The sequence below is a fragment of the Intrasporangium sp. genome (genome assembly GCF_035280925.1).
Classification (GTDB): Bacteria; Actinomycetota; Actinomycetes; order Actinomycetales; family Dermatophilaceae; genus Intrasporangium.
This window is the reverse complement of record NZ_DATEEY010000141.1, coordinates 1-24499: the sequence shown is the minus strand read 5'-3', so window position 1 is coordinate 24499 and position 24499 is coordinate 1. Positions and strand designations below refer to the sequence as shown.

Genomic DNA, 24499 nt, shown 5'->3' with positions numbered 1-24499 from the left:
AGTAAACTTTACTAACTTCCAATTTGACAAGAGCTTCGCCGGAAATACGTCCGAGGCTCCACCGGCTGCCGAGTTAGTCTCGGGTCATGTGCCGGAACATCCGACAGCTCCACAACTTCGAGCCGGCTGCGACGACTGACGAGGTGCGGGCCGCAGCGCTCCAGTACGTCCGAAAGGTGAGCGGCGCGACGAAGCCGAGCCAGGCCAACCAGGCCGCCTTCGACGAGGCCGTCGACGCCGTCGCCCACGCGACCCAGCACCTGCTCGACCACCTCACGACGAGCGCCCCACCGAAGGACCGCGAGGTCGAGCGTGCCAAGGCGAGGGCCCGCAACGAGATTCGCTTCGGCACCCCCGCCTGACCCTTCCCCCGCATTGGGACAAGCGACGGGACGGATCTCGGGACCTGTGCGCGGACGGGCCGAGCATTGGGCGGTTGGTCCCGTCAATCGTCCCTGACCCGGCGGCACGAAGTGCCCACTCGATTCAGATCACGAGGCGGGACCTGAGAGCCTGTCCCCTGTGTCCCTGTTCGTCGCCGTCGTCGCGGTGCTCCTTGCGCTCGTGACGTGGGCCCTCCACCGCCGGCTCTTCGTCACACCCGAGTGGCCGTATGCCGCTCAGCTGGCCTCCGCTGTCGTCCTCGTCCTCGGGTGGCTGGCCGCGCTGGCCGCCTTCGCGATCCAGGGCGGCGTCATCGACCCGGCGAACACGCGCTGGCTCGCCTGGCTCGGCATGACCTGGCTCGCCGTCGTCTGGTACCTCATCGTCGGAGTCCTCGTCCTCGGACTCGTCGTGTTGCCGGCGCGCCTGGCCGGTCGCATGAACCTGCGGCGCAGGATGCTACGGATCGGGGCACTCACGGTGGTGGTCGCCGCACTGAGCACAGCGGCATACGGCATCACGGAGGCGGCGGAGCCGTCGATCACCCCGGTGACGATCACGAACGACCTCGTCCCCGATGAGCTCGACGGCCTGCGCATCGCCCTCATCACCGACCTCCATGTCGGGCCGGTGCGGGATGCCGGCTTCACCCGCCGAGTCGTCGACCTCGTCAACAGCGAGCACCCGGACCTCGTCGTCGTCGCGGGTGACATCGCGGACGGGAAGGTGGCGCAGGTCGGCGAGGACATCGCAGCCCTCGAGGAGCTCCGTGCCCCACTCGGCGTCTACGGCGTCGAGGGCAACCACGAGGTGATCTCCGGCGAGCCGGAGAAGTGGCTGCACCACTGGGAGGGCCTAGGTATCCGCGTGCTGCGCAACGAGAACCTCTCGATCGTCCGCAACGGCGGGCAGCTGACGATCGCCGGCCTCAACGACCCGTCCGGCAACCGTCCCGACGGTCCGGACGTCGATGCCGCCCTGTCCGGCGTGGATCCGAACCTCTTCACGCTGCTGCTGGCGCACCAGCCCACGCTCGCCGAGCTGGCGGCTGGGCGCGGGGTCAACCTGCAGGTGTCTGGGCACACGCACGGCGGGCAGCTGTGGCCCTTCGACTACCTCGTGCGACTCCAGCAGCCGGTGCTCGAGGGTCTGGCTCCGGTGGGTGACGTGCCGGTGTACACCTCGCGTGGTGCCGGGGCCTGGGGCCCGCCGGTGCGCGTCATGGCTCCACCCGAGGTGCCCGTCATCACGCTCCGGCGGCTCTAGGGCTCGGGCGGCCGAGCTCGACTCTTCCCGGGACTATTACGTTTGGCGCATGAGCACCGGCCCGCACCCCGACTTCGCGTCGGCGGTGCGGGACGCACTCGCGGCACGCGCCAACCCGGAGCGGGCCGCGGGGCAGCAGCGCTACATGAAGTCCGCCCTCCCCTACCACGGCCTCACGTCGCCGGAGCTCGCGGTCGCGTTGCGCCCGATCCTTCGTGACCCGGGCCTCGCCATGCGGTCACGCGACGAGTGGGCAACGACGATCCGTGAGGTCTGGGAGGAAGCCACCCATCGCGAGGAGTGGTACGCAGCGCTGGCCCTGGCCAAGCATCGGGCCTATCGGCACTGGGTCGACTCGGCGAGCATGCCGTTGTGGGAGAGGCTGATTCGAACGGGCGCCTGGTGGGACGTCGTGGACGACATCGCCACCCACCTCGTCCGCGACGCGGTGCTCGCTGCCCCCCACGTCGAGAAGCCCCGCATGCGCTCATGGGCGGTGGTCGGGGACTCGCTCTGGGTGCGTCGGGCCGCGATGCTCTGCCAGGTCGGGGTGCAGGACCGGCTCGACCAGCAGCTCCTCACCGACGTCATCGAGCCCAACGTCGAGGACCCCGACTTCTTCAGCCGCAAGGCGATCGGCTGGGCGCTTCGGGACCACGCCAGATGGAATCCGGCCTGGGTCCGCCGGTTCGTCGAGGAGCATCCCAACCTGTCCGGCCTCTCCCGTCGCGAGGCGCTCAAGCACGTGGGGCCGGCGTCGTGACCCAGGCGACGAGCCACCGTCGCGAGATCCTGCGCCTCGCCGTCCCCGCCTTCCTCGCCCTGATCGCCGAGCCGCTCTTCCTGCTCGCCGACTCGGCGATCGTCGGCCACCTTGGCACGGCGGAGCTCGCCGGGCTGGGCGTCGCCAGCGCAGCGCTCATCACCGCGGCGGGCGTCTTCGTCTTCCTCGCCTATGGCACGACGAGCGTCGTGGCGCGCCAGCTCGGTGCCGGGGACACGCGCGCGGCGATTGCGGCCGGGATTGACGGCCTCTGGCTCTCCGTGGGCCTCGGCGTGGCCACCGCCGCGCTCGTCGCGACCTTCGCCGAGCCGATCTGCGCGATCTTCGGCGCCTCGGAGGCGGTCCTCGTCCAGGCGACGACCTACCTTCGGATCTCGGCCTTCGGGATCCCCGGGATGCTCGTCATCCTCGCCGTCACCGGTGTGCTCCGCGGCCTGCAGGACACGCGCACACCACTCGTCGCCTCCGTGCTCGGGTTCGGCGCCAACGTCGTCCTCAACCTCGTCTTCGTCTACGGACTCCACTGGGGCATCGCCGGATCGGCGTGGGGGACCGTCATCGCCCAGACGGCCATGGCAACCGGACTCGTCCTGGTCCTGCTGCGGCAGGCGCGAGCCCGACACGCCCCGCTGCACCCGCACCCCAGTCGGGTCCTCGGCGCTGCGCGGACCGGGGTCCCCCTACTCATCCGGACCCTGGCGCTCCGGGCTGCCCTGCTGCTGACGACCTGGCTCGCCGCCTCATACGGTGACGTCACACTGGCCGCGCACCAGGTTGCCCTGGTCGTGTGGTCCTTCCTCGCCTTCGCGCTCGACGCCCTGGCCATCGCGGCACAGGCCATCGTCGGCCGCTCTCTCGGCGCTGGCGATCGTGAGGGCGTCCGCTCGGCGATGCGGACGATGATCCGGTGGGGCGTCTGGGGTGGGCTCGCGATCGGCCTCGTCGTCGTCGCCCTCCACGGCGTGCTGCCTCCGCTCTTCACCGGGGAGCAATCCGTGCAGTCCGCGCTGTCCGCCGCACTCATCGTCGTCGGGCTCGGTCAAGCCATCGCGGGCTATGTCTTCGTCATCGACGGGGTCCTCATCGGCGCCGGCGACGGTCGGTGGCTCGCGTGGGGACAGGTGGTCAGCCTGGTTCTCTACCTCCCGATCGTGCTCGCTCTGCGCAGCCGGGGACCGAGCGACTCGGCCGTCGTCGACATCGTCGTGCTCTGGCTCGCGTTCACCTTCTGGATGGCGGTCCGCGGCGTCGTGCTCGGGTGGCGGGCCCGCCAGGACACGTGGATGGTCACCGGCGTCTGACTACCCGGCCCGAGCGGGAGTCTCCGTCGCTCGGGAACGAGCTCAGCGGCATACCTCTTGGGTCGTATGCCGCTGGGCTCCGGCCGCATCATGCGTGCCATCCCAGCCCTCCGTCCTCCAACGAACCGTTCCGCTGTGGGGCAGGTGGTGCGCGGCTACAGTTGATGCCGTGATCGTCCGAACGTGAGGGGAAGTGGATGTGAAAGCCCTCCAGTACGTCCGCATCGGCGCCAAGCCGGAGCTTCGTGAGGTCGACAAGCCCAGCCCCGGTGCCGGGGAGATCCTGCTGAAGATCACTGCATCGGGCCTGTGCCACTCCGACGAGGTCGTCATGGGCTACCCCGAGGACGTGTATCCGTATCCGCTGCCGATGACCTTCGGGCACGAGCCGGCCGGTGTCGTCGCCGAGCTGGGCGAGGGGGTGACGGGCGTCGGGGTCGGCGACAGCGTCATCGTCTACGGCTGCTGGGGCTGCGGCGTCTGCGCGATGTGCGCCGACGGGTCAGAGAACCTCTGTCTTCGAGGAATGGTCTCACCCGGCCTTGGCCGCGATGGCGCCATGGCGGAGTACATGATCGTCGATGACATCCGCCACCTCGTGCCGATCGGGGACCTCGACCCCGTGCGCGCTGCGTCGCTCACCGACGCGGCCCTGACCCCGTACCAGGCGATCAAGAAGGTCCTCCCCCGCCTGGTCGGAGGGACGACGACGGTCGTCATCGGTGCCGGTGGCCTGGGCCACGTGGCCATCCAGCTACTGCGGACCATCACGCCGACGCGGGTCGTGGCGCTTGACCTCGGCGACGAGAAGCTGGCGTTCGCGAAGGAGATGGGGGCGCACGAGGCGCTCGAGTCCAAGCCGGAGGCCGCTGACCGGATCAGGGAGCTGACGGGCGGTCGTGGGGCAGATGTGGTCTTCGACTTCGTCGGGATCGACCCGACGGGCGATCTCGCCCTGAAGAGCGTCGGGGTCGGCGGGGCGGTGGTCCTCGTCGGGGCTGGTGGCGGCAATGCGAAGGTCGGGCTGATGTCGGCGCCCTTCGATGTCCAGGTCAGCACCTCCCTCTGGGGCCGGCGCAAGGAGCTCCTCGAGCTCGTCGAGATGGCGAAGCGAGGAGACGTGTCCATCGAGACGAAGACGTACTCGCTGGATGATGCGCTCCAGGCCTATGACGACCTGCACGAGGGCCGCGTCCGTGGTCGGGGCGTCATCGTCCCCTGAGGGCCACTGGCAGCAGATGGGGCGGCGGGGTCATGCGCCGCCAGCCGTGCCGAGGATGCCGGGCCTGCCACGGCATGTCCGTGGTAGGCGCCGCAGCCACCTGAGCCGGTGCAGGAGGTTGGCTCGCAAAACCTCGCTCCTGCGGCGTCAGAGGGCAGCACTATTCGCCCGCGCCGAATCGAAGGCCAAGCGCTTCGAAGAATCCGATGACCAGCCCCTCTGCGAACGGGTCGGACTCCCGGGTCAGACATGTCCTCGCGGCATCGCGGTCTGCTTCGAGATACCCAGGTGTCATAGCCGGAGCAAGAGGGGCAGTGGCTGCTACCGTCATACCACCTGCCGAACCGGTCCTTGGATATTGCGGGCTCGGCATGGCTCAGTCGCCGCGCGACGGCTCGCGGATCCGACTCGTCGTGGCATCGGCAGTCCGAGGTCTCCACCCGGGAGGCTTCGCAAACAAGAAGAGGCAACACCAGTGGCAACAGGCACCGTGAAGTGGTTCAACAGCGAAAAGGGCTTCGGCTTTATCGAGCAGGACGGCGGCGGCGCCGATGTCTTCGTTCACTACTCGGCCATCGAGAGCGGCGGCTACCGCGAGCTGCAGGAGGGCCAGAAGGTCGAGTTCGACGTCACGCAGGGCCCCAAGGGGCCCCAGGCGGAGAAGGTCAGGGGCATCTAACCCCAAGCCAGGTCCAGGGACTCGGGCGTTGGCGATCCCCCGACCCGCAGGGTCGGGGGATCGCGTATAGGTCCCTGTCGTGCTCGATCAAAGGCCCCGACGTCACGCCTGCCATTCGTCGAATCCGGCAACTCCGCGCGCCCGCACGCGGTTGTGACGCACCCGGTCGTTCACGAGCGGGCATACCGCGGCAGGAACCGGACGAGAACGCCCACGATCTCCTGTCGCGCCACGTACGGGTGGCGCCAGCTTCGTGAGTCGTTGGACGCGTCGCGATTGTCGCCGAGCAGGACGTAGTGCCCTGCCGGCACCTCGAAGGTTGCCCGGTGGGTGGCCGGTGAGGCGTACGGCTCGTCCAGCAGGTACCCGTTGGCCCACACCTGATTGCCGTCGAGGCGCAGGTGGTCGCCGGGCAGTCCGATGATCCGCTTGACGATTCGCTGCCTGACCTCTCGGGAGTCGACCGCAACGATCGCACCCCGGCGGAATCGGTGCTTCCGCCGGGGCCGGATCGTCGGGACGAGCTGCCCGTCACGCAGGCCGGGTGCCATCGAGTCCGACTGCACCCGGGTCAACCATGCCGGGACGGCGGTCATCAGTGCTGGTGGGCCGCATGGACGTGTGAGCCGTGCTCGTGCCCACCGTGATGGTGGTGCTCGTGCTCACCCTCGGCGTACGTGAAGAAGTGGACGTAGGAAGAGACATAGTCCCTTGCCGCGTCCAGGTCGTCGACGTCGAACCCCTTCTTGGACAGGGCCGCGTTGAAGCGCTGCTCCAGCTCGTCCCAGCGGTCGTCGGGGATGAGCCCACGCAGCGGCTCGATCGTCCCGGCCTCCAGGGCGGCGTCCGCGGCTACCACCTCGGCCGGCAGCTCAGTGCCGGTCGGCTTGATGCCGTCGAAGCCGGCACCCTCGCCGGCGCGATGGACGCGAACCAGCGTCTCCAGGAAGGCGCGGGCGGCCGCGGCGGCGCCGTCCCCGCCGCGGGCGGCTTGGGCGGCGTCGAAAGAGGCGCGCACTTCGTCCTCACCTTCGGCGTGCACCCACTTCAGGGCGTGGTTGGCGTTACCGGTATCCAATGCCCTACGACCGTCCTGGACTGCCGGGCCGTCCTCGGTGTCACAGTGGGCCGAGGCGGGCTGGATCAGCAGCGCGGTGAGGGAGCGGGCGGTTGTCGCGAGGCGGCTGATGATGGTCATGGGGACTCCTTCTCGAGTTCTGCGGGGATGTGCTGACGCGGTTCAACCTACGGCGGTGCACATGTCGGCGCCTTGACGAAGGTCAAGGCCCCCGGCCGGGCGCGTTGGTTGACTCCGGACATGACCAACGAGACTCCAGCCACGATTGACGCCTTCGCCCTGGCGCCCACCACGACCTCCGGACCGGCCCGGCTCGAAGAGCCGCACGGCGCCTCCCGCCACGTGTGCACCGGACCGGTGCCCACCCCGGAATCCCGGGGAGACCTCAACGCACGCTTGAACGCGCTCCGTGCGGGCGTCATGGGTGCCAACGACGGCATCGTGTCCACCGCAGGCATCGTGGTTGGCGTGGCCGGGGCGGCGGTCAGCGACGGGGCGCTGCTCGCGTCAGGCGTTGCCGGTGTCGCCGCCGGCGCACTGTCGATGGCAGTCGGCGAGTACGTCTCGGTCTCCAGCCAGCGTGATTCCCAGCGGGCCGAGCTGGCCCGTCAACGGACCGAGCTCAAGGCCGACCCGACTGGCGGACTCCACCAGCTGGCCGGCTTGATGGCCCGGCAGGGCGTCGAGCCCGATGTCGCCTGCGAGGTCTCGGAACAACTGAGCCGAGCCGACGCGGTCGGTGCGCACGCCCGCCTCCGGCTGGGCATCGACCCCGACGAGCTGAGCAACCCATGGCATGCGGGCCTGGCCTCCATGCTCGCCTTCCTGGTCGGGGCGGTCATCCCGTTGGCCGCCATTCTCCTGTCGCCGCGAGAGGCCGCGATCCCTATCACGGCGGCAGCCGTCATCCTGGCGCTGGTGATCACCGGAGTGACGTCGGCCCAGCTGGGCGGCGCTCCGAAGTTGCGGGCCGCCCTCCGAACGGTCGCCGGCGGCGCCCTCGCGATGGCGGTCACCTACACCGTCGGGTCGCTGATCGGTGCCCAGCTCTGATCCTGCGCAGCCCGGCCCCCGCCTGGTGCTCGGCCGGCGCCCGGTGTTCACCCGCGCCGGCGGCAGGACTCGTCGACAACACGCTCGCCTCCGTGCAGGCATTGATCAGGATCCTCCCCGTCCTGAAAGCGGAGCTCGAAGCGCTCGCCGAACGCGGCGACCGGCTCGATCCTGCTGATTGCCCCCCGAGAACTGCCGCACCCCCTGGCTCCCGCGCCAGCAGGTCGCCGAGGGAACACATCCGCTTCAACCCGCTTTGGCAAGGCTCCCCGTGATCCGCGTCTTGTGGGCCGAAATGTGGTCAGGGGAGCTGGGCCGCGCCGGCGATGACGAGGCCGGCCGAGACGAGGGACAGCGCGGTGCGGGCGTGGTTCATCGAGACCCACCCCGGCACGAACGACCCCCAGACCAGCGCCGCGGCTTCGGACGTCGCGTCGACGGTGTCGAGGCGATCGTTGCGCGGGACGTGGTAGCCGGCCGTGATCGCGAAGGCGGCGAGCGCCGTCACCGCACCGGTGACGAGCAGTGCCCGCGCGGTGCCCGGGACGTCGGCCCGCGTCAGAGCCCAGACGGCAACGGCGGCGGTGCCGGGTCCCGAGACCACGAGCGGCAGGCCGAGGGCCCGCGGCGCGGTTCGGTTCATCGCCTGCATCGTCGCAACGGCCTGCGACGCGGGCAGGCGGCGCAGGGCCGGCATGACGAAGCTGGAGAACCCGTAGAGCACGCCGCCCATAACTCCGGACGCGGCAGCGGTGGCGAGCGCCGCGGTCCGTAGCGCATTCATCGGTCCCACGACCCTTGTGCCGCAGCTCGATCGGCCCAGGCTGCGAAGGTCGTCGCCGGGCGGCCGAGGACTCGATCCACGGCATCAGCCGCCTCGTCGAGGCTGATCGGGTCAGGTCCGGTGAGCTCGTGGACGACCCCGTCGTGTCCGGGCTCGGTGAGAGCAGCCACCGCCACGGCGGCGATGTCGTCGGCATCGAGAAATGGCTCGACGGCGCTGCCCGGCCCAGGGAGGCAGATCGTCCCGCTGAGTACCGCGTCGCGGAGCAGGCCCTCGCTGAAGCTCTGCATGAACCACGCGCACCGCACGATGGCGGAGTGTGGCAGCTCGGCGAGGAGTGCCTCCTCCGCCTCCTGGGCGCCGGGCTCACCGCGCCCGGACAGCAGGACCATCCGATCGACGCCGAGGTCGCGACCCCGTTTGGCGAGGCCGGTCACGACGTCCGCGGATCCCGGGACGGCAAGGTCTGGATGGAAGGTGACGTATGCCGCTGAGCTCGCCTCCAGCGCAGCCTCCCAGGTGCCCTCGTCCTCCCAGAGGAACGGGGTTGCGGAGGTGCGCGAGAGCCGGCGTACGGCGATGCCGCGGGCCTCGAGGCGGGCTGCGACGCGTCGACCGGTCTTCCCGGTGGCGCCGATGACGGCGACGGTCGAAGTCGCTGGGGTGGACTGGGCCACTGACTGGGTTGAGGTGTTCATGGAAACCAGCACAGCGGCATACGGCAAGATTCTCCATGAGTTCGTGACTCACTTTCCTACGCGATCGTCTTATCCTTCTGCCATGGACCCGTTGACGGCCGTGCTCGATGGTCATCGCGCACGAGGGGCGCACGTCCTCCGCGTGGAGATGGAGGCGCCCTGGTGCATCGCCGTCGCGGACGAGGCCTTGGTCGGCGTGCTCGTCATGGTGCGCGGTGAGGCGTGCCTCGAGCGCGAGGGCGACCGGGCCGTGGTCCTCGGTCCGGGGGACGTGGCGATCACGACAGCAGGGCTGGAGTACACCTTCGCCGACTCGCCCGGCGTGTCACCGACCATCGTCATCGGGCCCGGGGAGGTGAGCCATGACCTCGTCGGCAACGAACTGTGCGTCGAGCTGAGCCATGGCGTGCGTCGGTGGGGCAACGCTCGTGGCGGTGAGGATGCGTTCGTCGTGGGGACCTACGAGCTCGCGTCGCAGGTGACCGGGCGACTGCTCGACGCGCTGCCGGGCCTCGTGGTGGTGCGAGGTGGCGACTGGGACGCGGGGCTGGTCGGCCTCCTCGTCGCCGAGCTCGGCCGTGAGCTGCCGGGTCAGGACGTCGTCATCGACCGCCTCGTCGACCTGGTCCTCGTGACCGCGCTGCGCCGGTGGTTCGCTGAGGCAGATGGACGCGCGCCTCGTTGGTGGACGGCGCAGTCGGATCCCGTGGTCGGTCCGGTGCTCGCTGCCATGCAGGCCGACCCGGCTGCTCCGTGGACATTGACGACGCTGGCTCGCGAGGCGGCCGTCTCTCGCGCGACGCTGGCCCGGCGGTTCACCGACGTGGTCGGTGAGTCTCCGATGGCCTACCTGGCCCGCTGGCGCATGGACGTCGCCGCGGAGCTGCTCCGCGGCACCGACGCGAGTGTCGAGCAGGTGTCCGGTCGGGTCGGCTACTCGAGCCCGTTCGCCTTCACCGCGGCCTTCAGGCGGGCTCACGGCGTGCCTCCTCGCACGTTCCGGCGGATGGCCGGCTGAAATCGCCAGCATCGGAAGGTCACGTATTGGTAACGGGGGTTGACCGGCAGTAACCAAGGCCCCATTCTCATCCGTGAGAGCGCTCTCACAGGATCCCTCCCCGCTGGGAGAGCGCTCCCACACCCCGCCTCCACCACCCGGGCTGAGATCGAAGGAGCTCTCACGATGACACCACGCAAACCCCATTTCCAGGCGCTCGCCGCCATGACCGTCGGGCTGCTCGCCCTCAGTGCCTGCGGGTCGAGCGCCGACGCCGACAACGACGCCGGATCGCAGAGCACCGGCAGCGCCTCCGGACCGGTGACCCTCAAGCTGGCGACGTTCAACCAGTTCGGCTACGAGGACCTCATCACCGAGTACATGGCCGACCACCCGAACGTCAAGATCGAGCACAAGAAGGCGGCCACCTCGAACGAGGCCCGCGACAACCTCAACACGCGCCTGGCCGCCGGCTCAGGGCTCTCGGACGTCGAGGCCGTCGAGGTTGACTGGCTGCCCGAGCTGATGCAGTACTCCGACAAGTTCGTCGACCTCAAGTCCGCCGACACGGACGGCCGGTGGCTCGACTGGAAGACCAAGGCCGCGACCGACGCGGAGGGACGTCTCATCGGGTACGGCACCGACGTCGGCCCCGAGGCGATCTGCTACCGCGCTGATCTCTTCGAGAAGGCCGGCCTACCCTCCGACCGCGAGGCCGTGGCTCAGCTGCTCGGCAACACGTGGGAGAGCTACTTCGCGGCCGGCACGCAGTTCAAGGCCAAGTCCGACGTCCCGTGGTTCGACTCACTCGGCGCGACGTGGCAGGGCATGATCAACCAGGTCGAGACCGCGTACGAGACGCCGGAGGGCGAGGTCATCGCCACCACGAACCCCGACGTCAAGAAGACCTACGACGCGGTGGTCAAGGCCGGCATCACCGACGGGCTCTCGGCCAAGCTCCAGCAGTGGAGCGACGACTGGGTGGCGAGCTTCCAGGACAACGGGTTCGCGACCATGCTCTGCCCCGGCTGGATGGTCGGCGTCGTCGAGGGCAACGCCAAGGGCGTCAAGGGCTGGGACGTCGCGAACACCTTCCCGGGTGGGGGCGGCAACTGGGGCGGCTCGTACCTCACCGTCCCCGAGCAGTCGCAGCACCAGGCGGAGGCCAAGGCGCTCGCGGCCTGGCTCACCGCACCAGAGCAGCAGATCAAGGCCTTCAAGAAGGTCGGCGCCTTCCCCAGCCAGGTGGCCGCACTCGACAGCCCGGAGCTCGCCGAGGTCACGGTGCCGTTCTTCAACAACGCTCCGACGGGGAAGATCTTCGCCGAGCGAGCCAAGGCCGTCACCGTGAGCCCGTTCAAGGGTCCCAAGTACTTCCCCATCAACGACGCGATGCAGCAGGCGCTGACCCGGATCGAGGACGGCTCCGCCACACCTGAGGTCTCGTGGGAGAAGTTCGTCGCAGACGTCCAGGCCCTGGGCTGATGCTCGACACCCGCACGGACCGCTCGGCCAGCCGGGACACCGTCCCGGCGGCCGGGCGGCCCCCCGGGTCACCCAAGCCTGCCGGGGGGCGCAGCGAGCGGGCGCCCTGGCGCCAGCGCCTCAGCCGCCTGGACACCAAGGCCTCGCCCTACGCCTACGTCTCACCGTTCTTCATCATCTTCGGAGTCGTCGGCCTCTTCCCCCTCCTCTACACCGCCTGGGTCTCGCTCCACGAGTGGCACCTGATCGGCGGTCAGGGCGACTTCGTCGGCCTCAAGAACTTCCAGGACGTGCTCGAGCAGCGCTTCTTCTGGAACGCCGTTCGCAACACCTTCAGCATCTTCCTGCTCTCGACCGTCCCGCAGGTCATCCTCGCCCTGCTCATCGCCGTCGCCCTCGACAGCGGGATCCGGGCGAAGAGCTTCTGGCGCATGAGCGTCCTGCTCCCGTACGTCATCGCCCCCGTCGCGGTCGTGCTGATCTTCAACGACCTGTTCGGCGATCGCTACGGCCTGTTCAACCAGCTGCTCGGCTGGGTCGGGATCGAGCCCATCCAATGGCACAAGGACACGCTCGCGAGCCACGTCGCCATCGCCACGATGGTCAACTTCCGGTGGACCGGGTACAACGCCCTGATCCTGCTCGCCGCGATGCAGACCATCCCGCGGGACTACTACGAGGCGGCCCTCATCGACGGTGCCGGCCCGATCCGGACCTTCTTCTCCATCACCGTGCCACAGCTGCGGGCCACCATCATCTTCGTCACCATCACCTCGACGATCGGCGGCCTCCAGATCTTCGACGAGCCCCGGATGTTCGACCAGTACGGGCAAGGTGGGGCGGACCGGCAGTGGCAGACATTGACCATCTACCTCTACAACCTCGGCTGGAACCAGAAGAACTTCGGTCGTGCGTCCGCGGTCGCCTGGCTCCTCTTCCTCATCATCGTGGTCATTGCCATCCTCAACTACTTCGTTATCCGCAGGATCGCCTCGAAGGAGGCACGATGACCGTCATCACGCGACGCCTCCAGGAGGGCGGATCCGCCACAGGCGGACGATCCCGCAAGGGAACGACCGCCCGGGTGGCCCGACGTGCGCAAGCGAGCCCAGCGGCATACGCCTTCCTCATCGTGGTCCTGCTCGCGAGCGCCTTCCCACTCTGGTGGTCCTTCGTCATCGGCAGCAAGGACGCCGCGGCGATCAACAGCGGTGAGGTCTCGCTCCTGCCGGGTGGCAACTTCATCGAGAACGCCCGGACCGTCGTCACGACGCTGCCGTTCTGGCGGGCCTTCCTCAACAGCGTCGTCGTGTCGACGGTCGTGGCCGTCGCGGTGGTACTCCTGTCGACGCTCGCCGGGTTCGCCTTCGCCAAGCTCCGGTTCCGCGGCCGGGACGCGCTGCTCGTCTTCGTCATCGCGACGATGTGCGTGCCGACGCAGCTCGGGGTGGTGCCGCTCTTCATCGTCATGGCCAAGCTGGGCTGGATCGGCGGCCTGTGGGCAGTCATCCTGCCAGCGCTGGTCAGTGCCTTCGGGGTGTTCTGGATGACCCAGTACCTGCGCGAGGCACTGCCGGACGAGCTGATCGAGGCCGCGCGGGTCGATGGCGCGCCAACGCTGCGCATCGTCTGGAGCATCGCGCTGCCTGCTGCCCGCCCTGGGGCCGCCATGCTCGGGCTGTTCACCTTCATCGCGACGTGGACCAACTTCTTCTGGCCGTTCATCGTGCTCGAGCCGGGGAACCCGACCCTGCCCGTGGCCCTGCAGCAGCTGCAGGCGGCCTACTACGTCGACTACTCGCTCGTGCTCGCCGGCGTCGTGCTCGCCGCGATCCCCCTCCTCATCGTCTTCGTCGTCGCCGGGCGGCAGCTCGTGTCCGGCATCATGCAAGGAGCAGTCAAGGGATGACCCTCAACCTCACCTCATCTGGCCGGCAGGCCAAGCCCGCTGCTGGAGAGCAGGACTCAAGTGCTCTCAGGCGGAAGGTGCCGGACGGGTTCGTCCTCGGCGTCGCCACCGCCGCGTACCAGATCGAGGGCGCGCACCACGAGGACGGGCGCGCCGACTCGATCTGGGACACCTTCTCGCACACCCCGGGCGCGGTCGTCGACGGAGACACCGGTGACATCGCGTGCGACCACTACCACCGCTACCCCGGTGATGTCGCCCTGATGAAGTCGCTTGGCGTGCAGTCCTACCGGTTCTCCACGTCCTGGGCTCGGGTGTGCCCCGACGGCCGGACGGTCAACCCGAAGGGCCTCGACTTCTACGAGCGGCTCGTCGACTCGATCCTCGACGCCGGGATCGCCCCGTGGCTCACCCTCTACCACTGGGACCTGCCGCAGGCCTTGGAGGATCGCGGCGGCTGGCCGGCTCGTGAGACGGCTGACCGCTTCGTGGACTACGCCCTCGCGGTGCATGACCGCCTGGGGGACCGGGTCTCGACGTGGACGACGCTGAACGAGCCCTGGTGCTCGGCCTTCGTCGGGTACACCAGTGGTGAGCACGCGCCGGGCCGCCAGTCGCCCTCCGACGGGCTCGCCGCGGCGCATCACCTCATGCTCGGCCACGGCCAGGCGGTCGCCGCCCTGCGCGAACGCGACCCCTCCCTGAAGCTCGGGCTCACCCTCAACTTCACCGTGGCGGACCCCGTCGACCCGGCCAACCCCAGCGACATCGAGGCGGCACGGCGGATCGACGGCCAGATGAACCGGATCTTCCTCGACCCGATCTTCCGCGGTGAGTACCCTGCCGATGTCCTCGAGGACGTCCGCGGCCTCGGGCTCGAGAGGCACGTCAGGGACGGCGACCTCGCGACGATCGCAACTCCGATCGACGTGCTCGGCGTCAACTACTACAACGGGGGCGCCTTCAGCCACCTGCCGCCGCTGTCCGCCCTCAACGCCGCCCCCGCGACATCCCGGCCGACCCGCTCGCCCTTCCCCGCCGCTGACGGTGTGCACGGGCATCCGCGGGGGCTGCCGGTCACGTCGATGGACTGGGAGGTGCAGCCAGAGGGACTGACCCGCCTGCTGGTCCGACTGCACGAGGAGTACGCCGGGCCTGCGAACACCACCCTGCACGTCACCGAGAACGGGGCGGCCTACGACGACGAGGCGGACGAGACCGGGTTCGTCGACGACCAGGACCGCGTGAGCTACGTGCGGTCGCATCTCGCGTCAGTCCTCGACGCGCTCGACGCGGGGGTGCCCGTGCAGGGCTACTTCTACTGGTCCTTCCTCGACAACTTCGAATGGGCGTGGGGCTACGCCAAGCGCTTCGGTATCGTCCGAGTGGACTACGACACGCAGGTTCGCACGCCGAAAGCCAGCGCCTTGGACCTTGCCCGGATCATCAGCACGAGGGAGCTCCCGTCGGGAGGCACAAAGCATGAGTAGCGAATCGATGGCGGTGCCGGTGCGGCCGACCCTCGAGGAGGTCGCCCGGCTTGCCGGCGTGTCGCGCGCCACGGTGTCGCGCGTCATCAACTCCTCCCCGAAGGTCAGCCCCGAGGTCCAGACCGCCGTCGAGGCAGCGATCAGCGAGCTGAACTACGTGCCGAACCGGGCGGCTCGATCCCTCGTCGCCCGGGCGACGATGTCCATCGCCCTCGTCGTGCCGGAGGACGCCCACCGCTTCTTCGGGGACCCCTACTTCGCTGACATCGTCCAGGGCATCACCGACCGGTTGGACGACAGCGACTACGTCCTCAACCTGCAGCTGGCCCATCCCAGCTCACCCTCGGAGAAGACCCGCCGCTACCTGCTCGGCGGCAACGTGGACGGCGCCCTCGTCGTGTCGCACCACTCCGGCGACCACTTCCTCGCCTCGCTGGGCCAGTCGCTGCCGGTCGTGTTCGGTGGTCGGCCGATGGACGCAGAAGGCGCCCCGGGACGTCCCACCGACTACTACGTCGACGTGGACAACCGTCTCGGAGCGATGCAGGGGACCCGACACCTCATCCAGTCAGGACGTCGCGCCATCGCGACGATCACCGGCCCCAGCGACATGCCGGCCGCGGTCGACCGGGAGCGGGGCTGGCGGGATGCGCTGCAGGAGGCGGGGTTCTCGGACGAGCGCGTCGCCCACGCCGACTTCAGCGAGGAGGGTGGTGGCCGGGCGGCGGCAGAGCTGCTCGACCGCTATCCCGACGTGGACGCGATCTTCGTGGCCAGCGACCTCATGGCCAGCGGAGCCTTGACCACCCTCGCCGAGCGCGGGCGCACCGTCCCGGGGGATCTCGCCGTCGTCGGCTATGACGACAGCCCCTATGCCAAGCGCGGCCCGATCCAGCTGACCACGGTCGCGCAGCCGACGAAGCAGATGGGCATCGTCATGGCGGACACGCTGTTGCGGCTGCTCGCCGGCGACGAGACACCACGAGTCACGCTTCTCGAGACCCATCTCGTGCGGCGGGACTCGGCCTGAGCCTTTCCAGGGAAGAGGTCAGGGCCCGGTCCATGAGGACCGGGCCCTGAGCTCATGATGGCGAGCGCCGCTGCCGTCAGGCGGGGACGACCTCGAACTTCAGGGTCGCCGCGACGTCGGCGTGCAGGCGGACGGTCGCCTCGTACGAGCCGAGCGACTTGACGGCCTGCTTGACCTCGATCTTGCGCTTGTCCAGCTCCGGTCCGCCAGCGGCCTTGACCGCGTCGGCGATGTCACCGTTGCTGATGGCACCGAACAGCCGGCCGGACTGACCGGCCTTGGCGGCCACCTTGACCGGCATGGCCTCGATCCGACCCTTGACGGACTTGGCCTGCTCGATGTCGTTGATGGCCCGGGCCTCGCGGCCCTTGGTCAGGGCGTCGACCTGCTTCTGGCCACCCTTGGTCCACGGCGTGGCAAGGCCGCGCGGCAGCAGGTAGTTGCGGCCGTAGCCGTCCTTGACCTCGACGACGTCACCGGCCGCTCCGAGGCCGGTGACCTCGTGCGTCAGAATCAACTTCATTGGTACGTTCCTCTCTCGAGCGGGCGGGCTCAGCGAGCCGAGCTCGAGTAGGGCAGCAGGGCCATCTCACGGGCGTTCTTCACGGCCGTGGCGATGAGGCGCTGCTCCTGGACGGACACACCGGTCACCCGGCGAGCGCGGATCTTGCCGCGGTCGGAGATGAACTTGCGCAGCAGCGCGGTGTCCTTGTAGTCGATGTTCTCGACCTTCGCCGCCTTCAGCGGGTTGGCCTTCTTCTTGGGCTTGCGCACAACGGGCTTGGCCATCGTGGTGCTCTCCTTCTGGAAAGCCCGGGGTTCCTGCCCCGGGATGGGACTACTTCAATGTCGTATGCCGCTGAGCTGGCTCAGCGACGAATGCCGGCTCCCGGCCTCGTCCGTTCGAGGTGATCCTCCGCTGCCAGGAGCCGCGGAATACCTCGAACCGGGTGGCGCCTTGTCAGGTCAGAACGGCGGCTCGTCGTAGCTCGGGGCACCTTGCCCCCAACCACCACCCTGCTGGGCACCCGGCTGGGCACCGGGCTGGCCACCCTGGGGCGCGCCGGCCGGCTGGCCCCAGCCGCCCTGCTGACCACCCTGCTGGCCGCCCTGCCCACCCCCGGGACCGGTTGCCCACGGGTCGTCGCCGCCCTGTTGCTGGCCGCCACCGCCGCTCCAGCCGCCCTGTTGGCCGCCGAAGCCGCCACCACCGCCACGCTGGGTCTTGTTGACCTTGGCCGTGGCACTGCGCAGGGACGGGCCGATCTCGTCCACGTCCAGCTCGACGACGGTGCGCTTCTCGCCTTCCTTCGTCTCGTAGGACCGAGACTTCAGACGGCCAGAGGCGATGACCCGCATGCCGCGCTGGAGCGACTCGGCGACGTTCTCGGCGGCGTCGCGCCACACCGAGCAGCGCATGAACAGCGTCTCGCCGTCCTTCCACTCGTTGGACTGGCGGTCGAACATCCGCGGCGTCGAGGCCACGGTGAAGTTGGCGACCGCGGCACCAGACGGCGTGAAGCGCAGCTCGGGGTCGGCGGTCAGGTTGCCGATGATCGTGATGACGGTGTCGCCTGCCATGCGTGGCTCCGTTCAGTCCTTCGTTGGGTGATCGGTGATCGAGCGCGGGAGATCAGGCGCCGGGACGGAGCAGCTTGGTCCGCATGACCGACTCGCTGAGGTTCAGCTGGCGGTCGAGCTCCTGAGCCGTGGCGGGGTCAGCGGTGAAGTTGACGACGGCGTAGATGCCCTCGTTCTTCTTCCTGATGTCGTAAGCGAGCCGGCGACGGCCCCAGATGTCGACGTTGTCGACGGTGCCACCATCCTTCTTCACCACGTTGAGGTACTTGTCCATCGTGGTGCCGACGGTGCGCTCCTCGGTCTCCGGGTCGAGGATGACCATGAGTTCGTACTGACGCATGCTTCTAACCCACCTCCTTTGGTCTTGGCGGTCACGGGTCTCTCCCGTGACAGGAGGGTTGCAAACGTCCCGCCGCGTCCCAGCCTCGCAGATCCGGCCGACATTGCTACGGCCTTCTCCACAAGCCCACCCGAGGGCGGTAGGGCACACGGCGAACCCGGCAAGACTACCGGGCCCAGCGGCATACTCCGAAATCGAGGAGGCACGGCTCAACCAAGCGGGTCTTTCGGGGGTACACGGGGGCGCAGGCCGGCCACGGCCGTGAGCCCACGTGGGTTCAGGTGAAGCGGACGATGACGCGGTCCTCGGCCTCGGTCATGGGACCGGCGAGGTCGTCGGGCTCGGGCTCGGAGCGGCCCCAGCGTTCGCGGGCGTGCAGCCACACCATCGCGACGAGCCAGAGGACCGCGATGACGCGCAGCATCGAGAAGAAGGCGTACCAGGGGTCCGGCAGCCCACGGTCCGGGACCTTGCCCGCGGCGATCTTCAGCCACACGGCGACGAAGTTCATCGCCTCGGCGGCGGCCCAGATGAGGTGGTCACGCCACTGGACGAGGCTCCAGGCGACGAGCGGGACGAGCCACAGCGAGCTCTGCACCGTGAACGACTTGCCGGTCACGAGGACGATGCCGACCATCACGAGGGAGACCTCGGCGATGGTCGGCCGACGCGCGCTCGCCAGTGCGAGGGCGGCTCCGACGACGATCGCGACGACCCACCCGAGGACCGCGAGCGCCGTGACCGCCCAGGTGGGCAGCGGGTGACCGGCGAGCTGCGGGAGCAGCCACGGTGAGCCATAGCCCGGTCCTGCGGCGACCCAACCCCGGTAGGCGGACACGGCCGCCTCCGGGTGGAGCAGCCAGAGCACGCCGAGCACGCCGAGGAACGTGGCCAGTGCATAGCTGGCCGTGCGGGCGAACTGACGGAGCCGGCCGGACCGCAGGGCCAGCAGACCGATGGCGACGAGGATGAGCACGGGGTAGGACCTCGCCGAGATGGCCAGCCCGAGCAGGACCCCGGCCGCCGCAAGGTGTCGGCGCCCCCAGGCCCACATCCCGGCGCTCGCGAGCGCCACGCCGAGCAGGTCGGCGGACACGAAGCCCACGAGTGCGACCACGGGGGCCAGGGCGACGTGGGCGGCAGTCCAGGGGCGACGGGACGACGAGGCGACGAGCCAGATCACGGCCAGGAGGAGCAGCGTCAGGAGCACGGCCCACAGCGCGAAGTACCAGGCGATCCGGGTCCCCTCGCGATCCGCTGACGGGACGAGACTCGCGACCGCGGTCAGCATGAGACCGGTCAGCGGTGGTTGCCCTGTCGTCGGGGCTCCCTCGGCGCTCTGGAGGAACGCAGCCAGCCCGGCGCCGAGATTGCCTTCCCGGTAGGCGTTGGGCAGGTCGGAGTAGCACGCGTTCCAGAACTGCCCGTCGCCCGACCAGTGGGTCCGCAGGCAGGGGATCCGCAGCGCGATCCCGAAACCGGCCGGGATGGCAGCCAACGCCGAGAGCACCGCCGCAGTGAACATCCAGGGGAGCTCACGGGCCGCGTAGCGTCCGCGTGGCCCGCCGATGACCTCGCTGGCCGCCACCGCGACCGGATCGGTCGTCATCGCCCTGCGCTCAGAGGCGGTCATCCGTCCCCGCTGCCGGGCTTCCCCTTGGTGGTGGTCGTCGTCGGGTCCGGCTCCACCGTGCCGGTGATGGTCGGTTCCTCGATCGTCGTGGTGGGCGGCGGCTTCGGCTTGCCGGGCGGGGTCTTGGTCGGCTCGGACGGCGTGGTCGGCCCAGTCGTCGTCGGACGCGGTGGCTCGCTGGTCGTGGTCGGCGCCTCGGTTGCCGGCGCCTCGGTCTGGGTGCGCGTCTCCGTCGGCACGTCGTCGTCGCCAACGCCCTCGCGGTCCGGGAAGGGCAACACCTCCACGCCGTCGAACGTCGGCACCATGAAGTCGAGCCAGATGTTGGCCGGGATCGTCGATCCGTCGGACGCCACTGACTCCTCTTCCGAGAGCGACAGGCTCGAGGACCCGTCCTTGGTGGGCTTGTACGTCCCCACTGACACGGCCATCTGCGGCACGAACCCGCTGAACCACTTGGACAGGTTCTCCTCGGACGTTCCCGTCTTCGAGGCGACCGGCCGCTCGAACTCCCGGCCGACCTTGGTCGCGGTGCCGCCGGGCTTCGTCGTGTACGTCATCGTGTCGGTCACGTCAGCCGTGACCTCCTTCGCGAAGGCACGGCGGGTGTCCGGCTTGGCGGTGTAGGTGTAGCTGCCGTCCGGCGTCGTCACCTTGGCGATGAGGTACGGCGTCGCCCGGACCCCCTGTGCGGCGATCGTCGAGTAGGCGGAGGCCATGTCGATGACATGCGGGGATGCGGTACCGAGCACGTTGCCGAGGTCGTCCTCGAGCCCGGGCGTCTTCTCCGGGATGCCGGCGTCGATGGCGGCCTGACGCGTCTTGTCCGGCCCGATCTCCTCGTTGAGCTCGACGAACGCGGTGTTGATCGACCTGCCGATCATCCTGCGCATGTCGACCTTGCCGTAGTCGCGGTCGTCGTAGTTGTTGACCGGGTGCGGGTAGCCGTCGAACTCCTTCGGGCTGTTGCCGTCGAACTTCGTCTTCGTCGAGATGCCCTCGCGGACCGCGGCGAGCACGGTGAAGGGCTTGAAGTTCGAGCCGCCCTGCATGATGGCCTGGGTGGCGTTGTTGAGCTGCCGCTTGGAGTAGTCCGAGCCGCCGTACATCGCGATCACCGCACCGTCGCCGGGCTTGATCGCGACGAGCCCACCCTGCAGGCCCTTGGGCAGGTGCTTGCCCATGGACTTGACCGCGTTGGACTGGGCCTTGCGGTCGATCGTCGTGACGATCCGCAGGCCGCCCTTGGCGACGTCCTGGTCGGTGAGGCCGATGCCGACGAGCTCCTTCTTCACCTCGGCCGTGATGTAGCCGTTGGTGCCCCGGGAGAGGCGGGGCCCCTTGTACTCCTTGATCTCCGGAAGCTCGGTGACCTTGGCCCGCTCGGCGGCCGACAGCCAGCCCTCCTCGACCATGCCGTCGAGGACGTAGGCGTAGCGCCGCTCGAGGTTGGCGGCGGCCTTGTCACCCTCGGCCGGGTCGTAGAGCGACGGCGCGTTGATGACGGACGCGAGCACGGCGCCCTCCGCCACGGTCAGCTTCTCCGCGGACTTGCCGAAGTACGCCTGCGAGGCGGTCTGGATGCCGTACGCGCCGCGACCGTAGTAGATGGTGTTGAGGTAGTCCCCGAGGATCTCGTCCTTGGACTTCTCACCGTCGATCTTCATCGCGATGAGGATCTCCTTCGCCTTGCGCTCGAGGGTGCGGTCCTGGCTCAGGAAGTAGTTCTTGACGTACTGCTGGGTGATCGTGGAGCCGCCGACCTGGGTCTCACCGGTGATGCTCGTCTTGACGGCCCGGAAGATGCCACCGACGGAGATGCCGTTGTTGACATAGAACGTCCGGTCCTCGGCGGCGATGTGCGCCTTCTGGACGTGGTCGGGCACCTTGGCCAGCTCGACCATCTGGCGGTTGCCCTCGTCCTGGACGATGCGGTCGATCTCGGTCTTGCCGTCGGAGTAGTAGATGATCGAGACCTGCCGGCCCACGAACTCGTTTGGCTCCGGGACGCTCGTCTGCGAGTAGGCGAACCAGATCCCGGCGATGCCGAGGACGAACAGGACGATCCCGGCCAGCGAGCCCCACTTGAGCGTGGGGATGACCCAGCGGCGCCAGCCTCTCCGGCCGTCGCCATCGCCATCGCCGCGTCCGCCGTGCCCACCGGCCCGGAACTCGAGCGCATCGCCGTCATCCGTCGGCTCACCGTGCATCGAGTTGGGTCGCTTGGCCCCGGCCCGCCGGGTGCGCTTCTCCTCTGCCACCTGGGCGGCACGGATCTCGCGCCTGCTCTGTGTCACTCCACCACTTCCGTTTCATGCGCAGGCTCGAGAAACCTCTCGAGCCGCCCATCAGTATGACCCGTCTGCGTGCCGCTCGACGAAATGAACCCCGCCGTCCACAGCGGGCACACAGGCACCAAACCGAGCTCAGCGGCATACCGCACAACGGGTTCCGTGTGCCGCTGAGTTCCCTCCCGCACGCACGTGCACTTCGCGGCGAGCACCCCCTCGTCGAGTGTGCAGCTCGCGTCAGCGTGAGCTCTCGCCGAGTGGCGCCAGGTGCACACTCGACGCGGGAACCAGCCCAGCGGCATACCGCACAACGGGTTCCGTGTGCCGCTGAGTTCCCTCTCGCACGCACGTGCAGCTCGCGGCGAGCACCCCCTCGTCGAGTGTGCAGCTCGCGCCAGACTGGGCTCTCGCCGAGCGGCGCCAAGTGCACACTCGACGGCCCTGCTGCGAACGGCCAACCTGCTCACCCGCGACTGAGTATGGACGGGCCTCGACCCGAGGGCGGAGTGGCGTTCGTCGCGGCGCACGTCCCCCCGCCGGCTGATCCCTACGCTGCGATGTATCGCCGCGATATATCTGGGTGTAGACTGGATCAGTGCCCAGGTCCACGCGTCCCCCGAGTCGGCGTGCCGCGCTACTCGAGTTCGCGATCCTGGGGCTGCTGCACGACGGTGCCCTGCACGGCTATGAGCTGCGCAAGCGGCTCACCACCGCTCTCGGTATCTTCCGGGCCCTGTCGTACGGCTCGCTCTATCCGGCGCTCCGCGCGCTCGTCGAGGCGGGTCACATCACCGAGACCAGTGAGACTCCGGTGCAGGGCAGGCGCCCGCGGATCACGTACGAGCTGACGGCCGACGGCAAGGAGCACTTCCAGGACCTCGTCACGGCCAGCGGTCCGGACGCGTGGGACGACGACGACTTCGACGTCCGTTTCGCCTTCTTCTCGCGGACCCAACGGGAGGTGCGCCTGCGCATCCTCGAGGGACGGCGCTCTCGGCTCGAGGAGCGCCTCGCCAACATCCGCGAGGCCAGCGTGCGCAACCGAGAGCGCATGGACGGCTACACCATGGCCCTCCAGCAGCACGGCGAGGAGGGGGCCGAGCGCGAGGTCCGCTGGCTCGAAGAGCTCATCAGCGCGGAACGCCGCGCTGCGCTGGACCCCGGCCCAGCGGCATACGACACCGTCGACAAGTCCCGCCCAAACAGCACGACACCTGTCAACAAGACCCAGCCAAGAAACAAGGAGTGATCCATGGGATCCGTACGCGTCGCCATCGTCGGCGTCGGCAACTGCGCGAGCTCGCTCGTGCAGGGTGTCGAGTACTACAAGGACGCTGACCCGGCCGGCTCCGTGCCGGGCCTCATGCACGTCCAGTTCGGCCCGTACCACGTCCGCGACGTCGAGTTCGTCGCCGCGTTCGATGTGGACGACAAGAAGGTCGGCAAGGACCTGGCCGAGGCGATCAACGCCTCGGAGAACAACACCATCAAGATTTCGGAGGTCCCCACGACGGGCATCACGGTCCAGCGGGGACACACGCTCGACGGGCTCGGCAAGTACTACCGGATGACGATCGACGAGTCGGCGGCTGAGCCGGTGGACATGGTCCAGGCGCTCAAGGACGCCAACGCCGACGTGCTCGTGTCCTACCTGCCGGTGGGCTCCGAGGAGGCCGACAAGTTCTACGCGCAGTGCGCGATCGACGCGGGCGTGGCCTTCGTCAACGCGCTGCCGGTCTTCATCGCGTCGGACCCCGAGTGGGCGGCAAAGTTCGAGGCGGCCGGCGTGCCGATCATCGGCGACGACATCAAGAGCCAGGTCGGCGCGACGATCACGCACCGGGTCATGGCCAAGCTGTTCGAGGACCGCGGCCTGGTGCTCGACCGCACCTACCAGCTCAACGTCGGCGGCAACATGGACTTCAAGAACATGCTGGAGCGGGAGCGCCTGGAGTCGAAGAAGATCTCCAAGACCCAGGCCGTGACCAGCCAGCTCGACCACGGGATCGAGGCCGACGACGTCCACATCGGCCCGTCCGACCACGTGGCCTGGCTACAGGACCGCAAGTGGGCCTACATCCGCCTCGAGGGCCGCAACTTCGGCGACGTCCCGCTCAACATCGAGATGAAGCTCGAGGTGTGGGACTCCCCCAACTCCGCCGGCGTGGTCATCGACGCCCTGCGCTGCGCCAAGCTGGCCCTCGACCGGGGCATCGGCGGCCCGCTGCTCGGCCCGTCCGCCTACTTCATGAAGTCGCCCCCGGTGCAGTACCGCGACTCCATGGCCCACGCCATGGTCAATGCGTTCGCCGAGGGCGTGGAGATCACCCTCGACGAGCCGGTCGAGGTCGACGCCCCGTAGCGGCGCCCCCCGATCCGACGATCTAGCCTCGGGGAGATGGGCACCCCACTCCCCGAGGGGATCGTCGCCGTCGTCAAGGCTGACTGCCCGACGTGCCAGCTCGTCGCCCCGGTGCTGGGCGAACTGCGGGCG

General features: G+C 69.1%; 25 protein-coding genes. 15 read left to right on the top strand and 10 right to left on the bottom strand.

All coding sequences use genetic code 11. The features are described 5' to 3' along the window. The first annotated feature begins 86 nt into the window (after positions 1–86). The 6 genes from VJN29_RS13290 to VJN29_RS13265 all read left to right on the top strand — a co-directional run bounded on the left by VJN29_RS13290 (position 87) and on the right by VJN29_RS13265 (position 5636). A complete protein-coding gene (locus VJN29_RS13290; protein WP_324144105.1) occupies positions 87–362 on the top strand; it encodes a DUF2277 domain-containing protein in 276 nt (91 codons plus the stop codon). A gap of 160 nt (positions 363–522) precedes the next feature. Continuing rightward, a complete protein-coding gene (locus VJN29_RS13285; protein ID WP_324144104.1) occupies positions 523–1650 on the top strand; it encodes a metallophosphoesterase in 1128 nt (375 codons plus the stop codon). Between the two features lie 49 nt (positions 1651–1699). Further along, positions 1700–2413 (top strand): DNA alkylation repair protein, encoded by a 714-nt coding sequence (locus VJN29_RS13280; protein WP_324144103.1) that lies wholly within the window; start codon positions 1700–1702, stop codon positions 2411–2413. Beyond that, entirely contained in the window at positions 2410–3735 is a 1326-nt protein-coding gene (locus tag VJN29_RS13275; RefSeq protein WP_324144102.1) for an MATE family efflux transporter, read from the top strand. The genes VJN29_RS13280 and VJN29_RS13275 overlap by 4 nt, the downstream gene beginning before the upstream one ends. Positions 3736–3934: 199 nt before the next feature. Continuing rightward, the gene (locus VJN29_RS13270) at positions 3935–4957 is read left to right on the top strand and encodes an NAD(P)-dependent alcohol dehydrogenase (protein ID WP_324144101.1); all 1023 of its coding nucleotides are present in this window, start codon (positions 3935–3937) and stop codon (positions 4955–4957) included. A gap of 475 nt (positions 4958–5432) precedes the next feature. Beyond that, positions 5433–5636: a cold-shock protein gene (locus VJN29_RS13265; RefSeq protein WP_013493701.1), complete on the top strand. Its 204-nt coding sequence runs from the start codon at positions 5433–5435 to the stop codon at positions 5634–5636. A 170-nt stretch (positions 5637–5806) separates the two neighbouring features. Here the strand turns inward: VJN29_RS13265 and lepB are convergent, their stop codons facing one another. Together lepB and VJN29_RS13255 are read right to left on the bottom strand one after the other, a co-directional pair. After that, positions 5807–6232 carry a signal peptidase I gene (gene lepB / locus VJN29_RS13260; protein WP_324144100.1) on the bottom strand — a complete coding sequence of 142 codons (426 nt, stop codon included), beginning with the start codon at positions 6230–6232 and terminating at the stop codon, positions 5807–5809. Further along, entirely contained in the window at positions 6232–6834 is a 603-nt protein-coding gene (locus tag VJN29_RS13255; protein ID WP_324144099.1) for a DUF6448 family protein, read from the bottom strand. Before VJN29_RS13255 ends, lepB begins: the two co-directional genes overlap by 1 nt. A gap of 120 nt (positions 6835–6954) precedes the next feature. On the opposite strand from VJN29_RS13255, the gene VJN29_RS13250 reads away from it, so the two are divergent. Next, on the top strand, positions 6955–7767 hold the full coding sequence (locus VJN29_RS13250) for a VIT family protein (protein WP_324144098.1): 813 nt from the start codon (positions 6955–6957) through the stop codon (positions 7765–7767). Between the two features lie 301 nt (positions 7768–8068). Here VJN29_RS13250 and VJN29_RS13245 read toward each other — a convergent pair whose 3' ends face one another. Together VJN29_RS13245 and VJN29_RS13240 are read right to left on the bottom strand one after the other, a co-directional pair. Further along, positions 8069–8551 (bottom strand): DUF1772 domain-containing protein, encoded by a 483-nt coding sequence (locus VJN29_RS13245; protein ID WP_324144097.1) that lies wholly within the window; start codon positions 8549–8551, stop codon positions 8069–8071. Next, positions 8548–9249, bottom strand: a complete 702-nt coding sequence (locus VJN29_RS13240) for an NmrA family transcriptional regulator (protein WP_324144107.1) — start codon at positions 9247–9249, stop codon at positions 8548–8550. The genes VJN29_RS13245 and VJN29_RS13240 overlap by 4 nt, the downstream gene beginning before the upstream one ends. Before the next feature lie 82 nt (positions 9250–9331). Between VJN29_RS13240 and VJN29_RS13235 the strand changes: the two genes are divergently transcribed. The 6 genes from VJN29_RS13235 (at position 9332) to VJN29_RS13210 (ending at position 16160) form a co-directional block, all read left to right on the top strand. Continuing rightward, positions 9332–10267 (top strand): AraC family transcriptional regulator, encoded by a 936-nt coding sequence (locus tag VJN29_RS13235; protein ID WP_414654369.1) that lies wholly within the window; start codon positions 9332–9334, stop codon positions 10265–10267. Positions 10268–10432: 165 nt separating this feature from the next. Continuing rightward, positions 10433–11731 carry an ABC transporter substrate-binding protein gene (locus VJN29_RS13230; RefSeq protein ID WP_324144096.1) on the top strand — a complete coding sequence of 433 codons (1299 nt, stop codon included), beginning with the start codon at positions 10433–10435 and terminating at the stop codon, positions 11729–11731. Then, complete coding sequence (locus tag VJN29_RS13225; protein WP_324144095.1) at positions 11731–12741, top strand: sugar ABC transporter permease; 1011 nt, start codon at positions 11731–11733, stop codon at positions 12739–12741. The genes VJN29_RS13230 and VJN29_RS13225 overlap by 1 nt, the downstream gene beginning before the upstream one ends. Then, positions 12738–13640 carry a carbohydrate ABC transporter permease gene (locus VJN29_RS13220; protein WP_324144094.1) on the top strand — a complete coding sequence of 301 codons (903 nt, stop codon included), beginning with the start codon at positions 12738–12740 and terminating at the stop codon, positions 13638–13640. Before VJN29_RS13225 ends, VJN29_RS13220 begins: the two co-directional genes overlap by 4 nt. Then, on the top strand, positions 13637–15130 hold the full coding sequence (locus VJN29_RS13215) for a GH1 family beta-glucosidase (protein ID WP_324144093.1): 1494 nt from the start codon (positions 13637–13639) through the stop codon (positions 15128–15130). Before VJN29_RS13220 ends, VJN29_RS13215 begins: the two co-directional genes overlap by 4 nt. After that, entirely contained in the window at positions 15123–16160 is a 1038-nt protein-coding gene (locus VJN29_RS13210; RefSeq protein ID WP_324144092.1) for a LacI family DNA-binding transcriptional regulator, read from the top strand. Before VJN29_RS13215 ends, VJN29_RS13210 begins: the two co-directional genes overlap by 8 nt. Before the next feature lie 76 nt (positions 16161–16236). Here the strand turns inward: VJN29_RS13210 and rplI are convergent, their stop codons facing one another. The 6 genes from rplI to VJN29_RS13180 form a co-directional block, all read right to left on the bottom strand. Next, complete coding sequence (rplI, locus tag VJN29_RS13205) at positions 16237–16683, bottom strand: 50S ribosomal protein L9 (protein WP_324144091.1); 447 nt, start codon at positions 16681–16683, stop codon at positions 16237–16239. A gap of 29 nt (positions 16684–16712) precedes the next feature. Continuing rightward, a complete protein-coding gene (rpsR, locus tag VJN29_RS13200) occupies positions 16713–16949 on the bottom strand; it encodes a 30S ribosomal protein S18 (RefSeq protein ID WP_013494395.1) in 237 nt (78 codons plus the stop codon). A 177-nt stretch (positions 16950–17126) separates the two neighbouring features. Further along, positions 17127–17741: a single-stranded DNA-binding protein gene (locus VJN29_RS13195; RefSeq protein ID WP_324144090.1), complete on the bottom strand. Its 615-nt coding sequence runs from the start codon at positions 17739–17741 to the stop codon at positions 17127–17129. Between the two features lie 52 nt (positions 17742–17793). Continuing rightward, positions 17794–18081, bottom strand: a complete 288-nt coding sequence (rpsF, locus tag VJN29_RS13190; protein ID WP_324144089.1) for a 30S ribosomal protein S6 — start codon at positions 18079–18081, stop codon at positions 17794–17796. 277 nt (positions 18082–18358) lie between these two features. Beyond that, entirely contained in the window at positions 18359–19714 is a 1356-nt protein-coding gene (locus VJN29_RS13185; protein ID WP_324144088.1) for a hypothetical protein, read from the bottom strand. Beyond that, positions 19711–22011 (bottom strand): transglycosylase domain-containing protein, encoded by a 2301-nt coding sequence (locus tag VJN29_RS13180; protein ID WP_324144087.1) that lies wholly within the window; start codon positions 22009–22011, stop codon positions 19711–19713. The genes VJN29_RS13185 and VJN29_RS13180 overlap by 4 nt, the downstream gene beginning before the upstream one ends. A gap of 589 nt (positions 22012–22600) precedes the next feature. On the opposite strand from VJN29_RS13180, the gene VJN29_RS13175 reads away from it, so the two are divergent. Together VJN29_RS13175 and VJN29_RS13170 are read left to right on the top strand one after the other, a co-directional pair. Then, positions 22601–23254 (top strand): PadR family transcriptional regulator, encoded by a 654-nt coding sequence (locus VJN29_RS13175; protein WP_324144086.1) that lies wholly within the window; start codon positions 22601–22603, stop codon positions 23252–23254. Positions 23255–23257: 3 nt separating this feature from the next. Further along, positions 23258–24367: an inositol-3-phosphate synthase gene (locus VJN29_RS13170; RefSeq protein WP_324144085.1), complete on the top strand. Its 1110-nt coding sequence runs from the start codon at positions 23258–23260 to the stop codon at positions 24365–24367. The last annotated feature ends 132 nt before the right edge of the window (positions 24368–24499 follow it).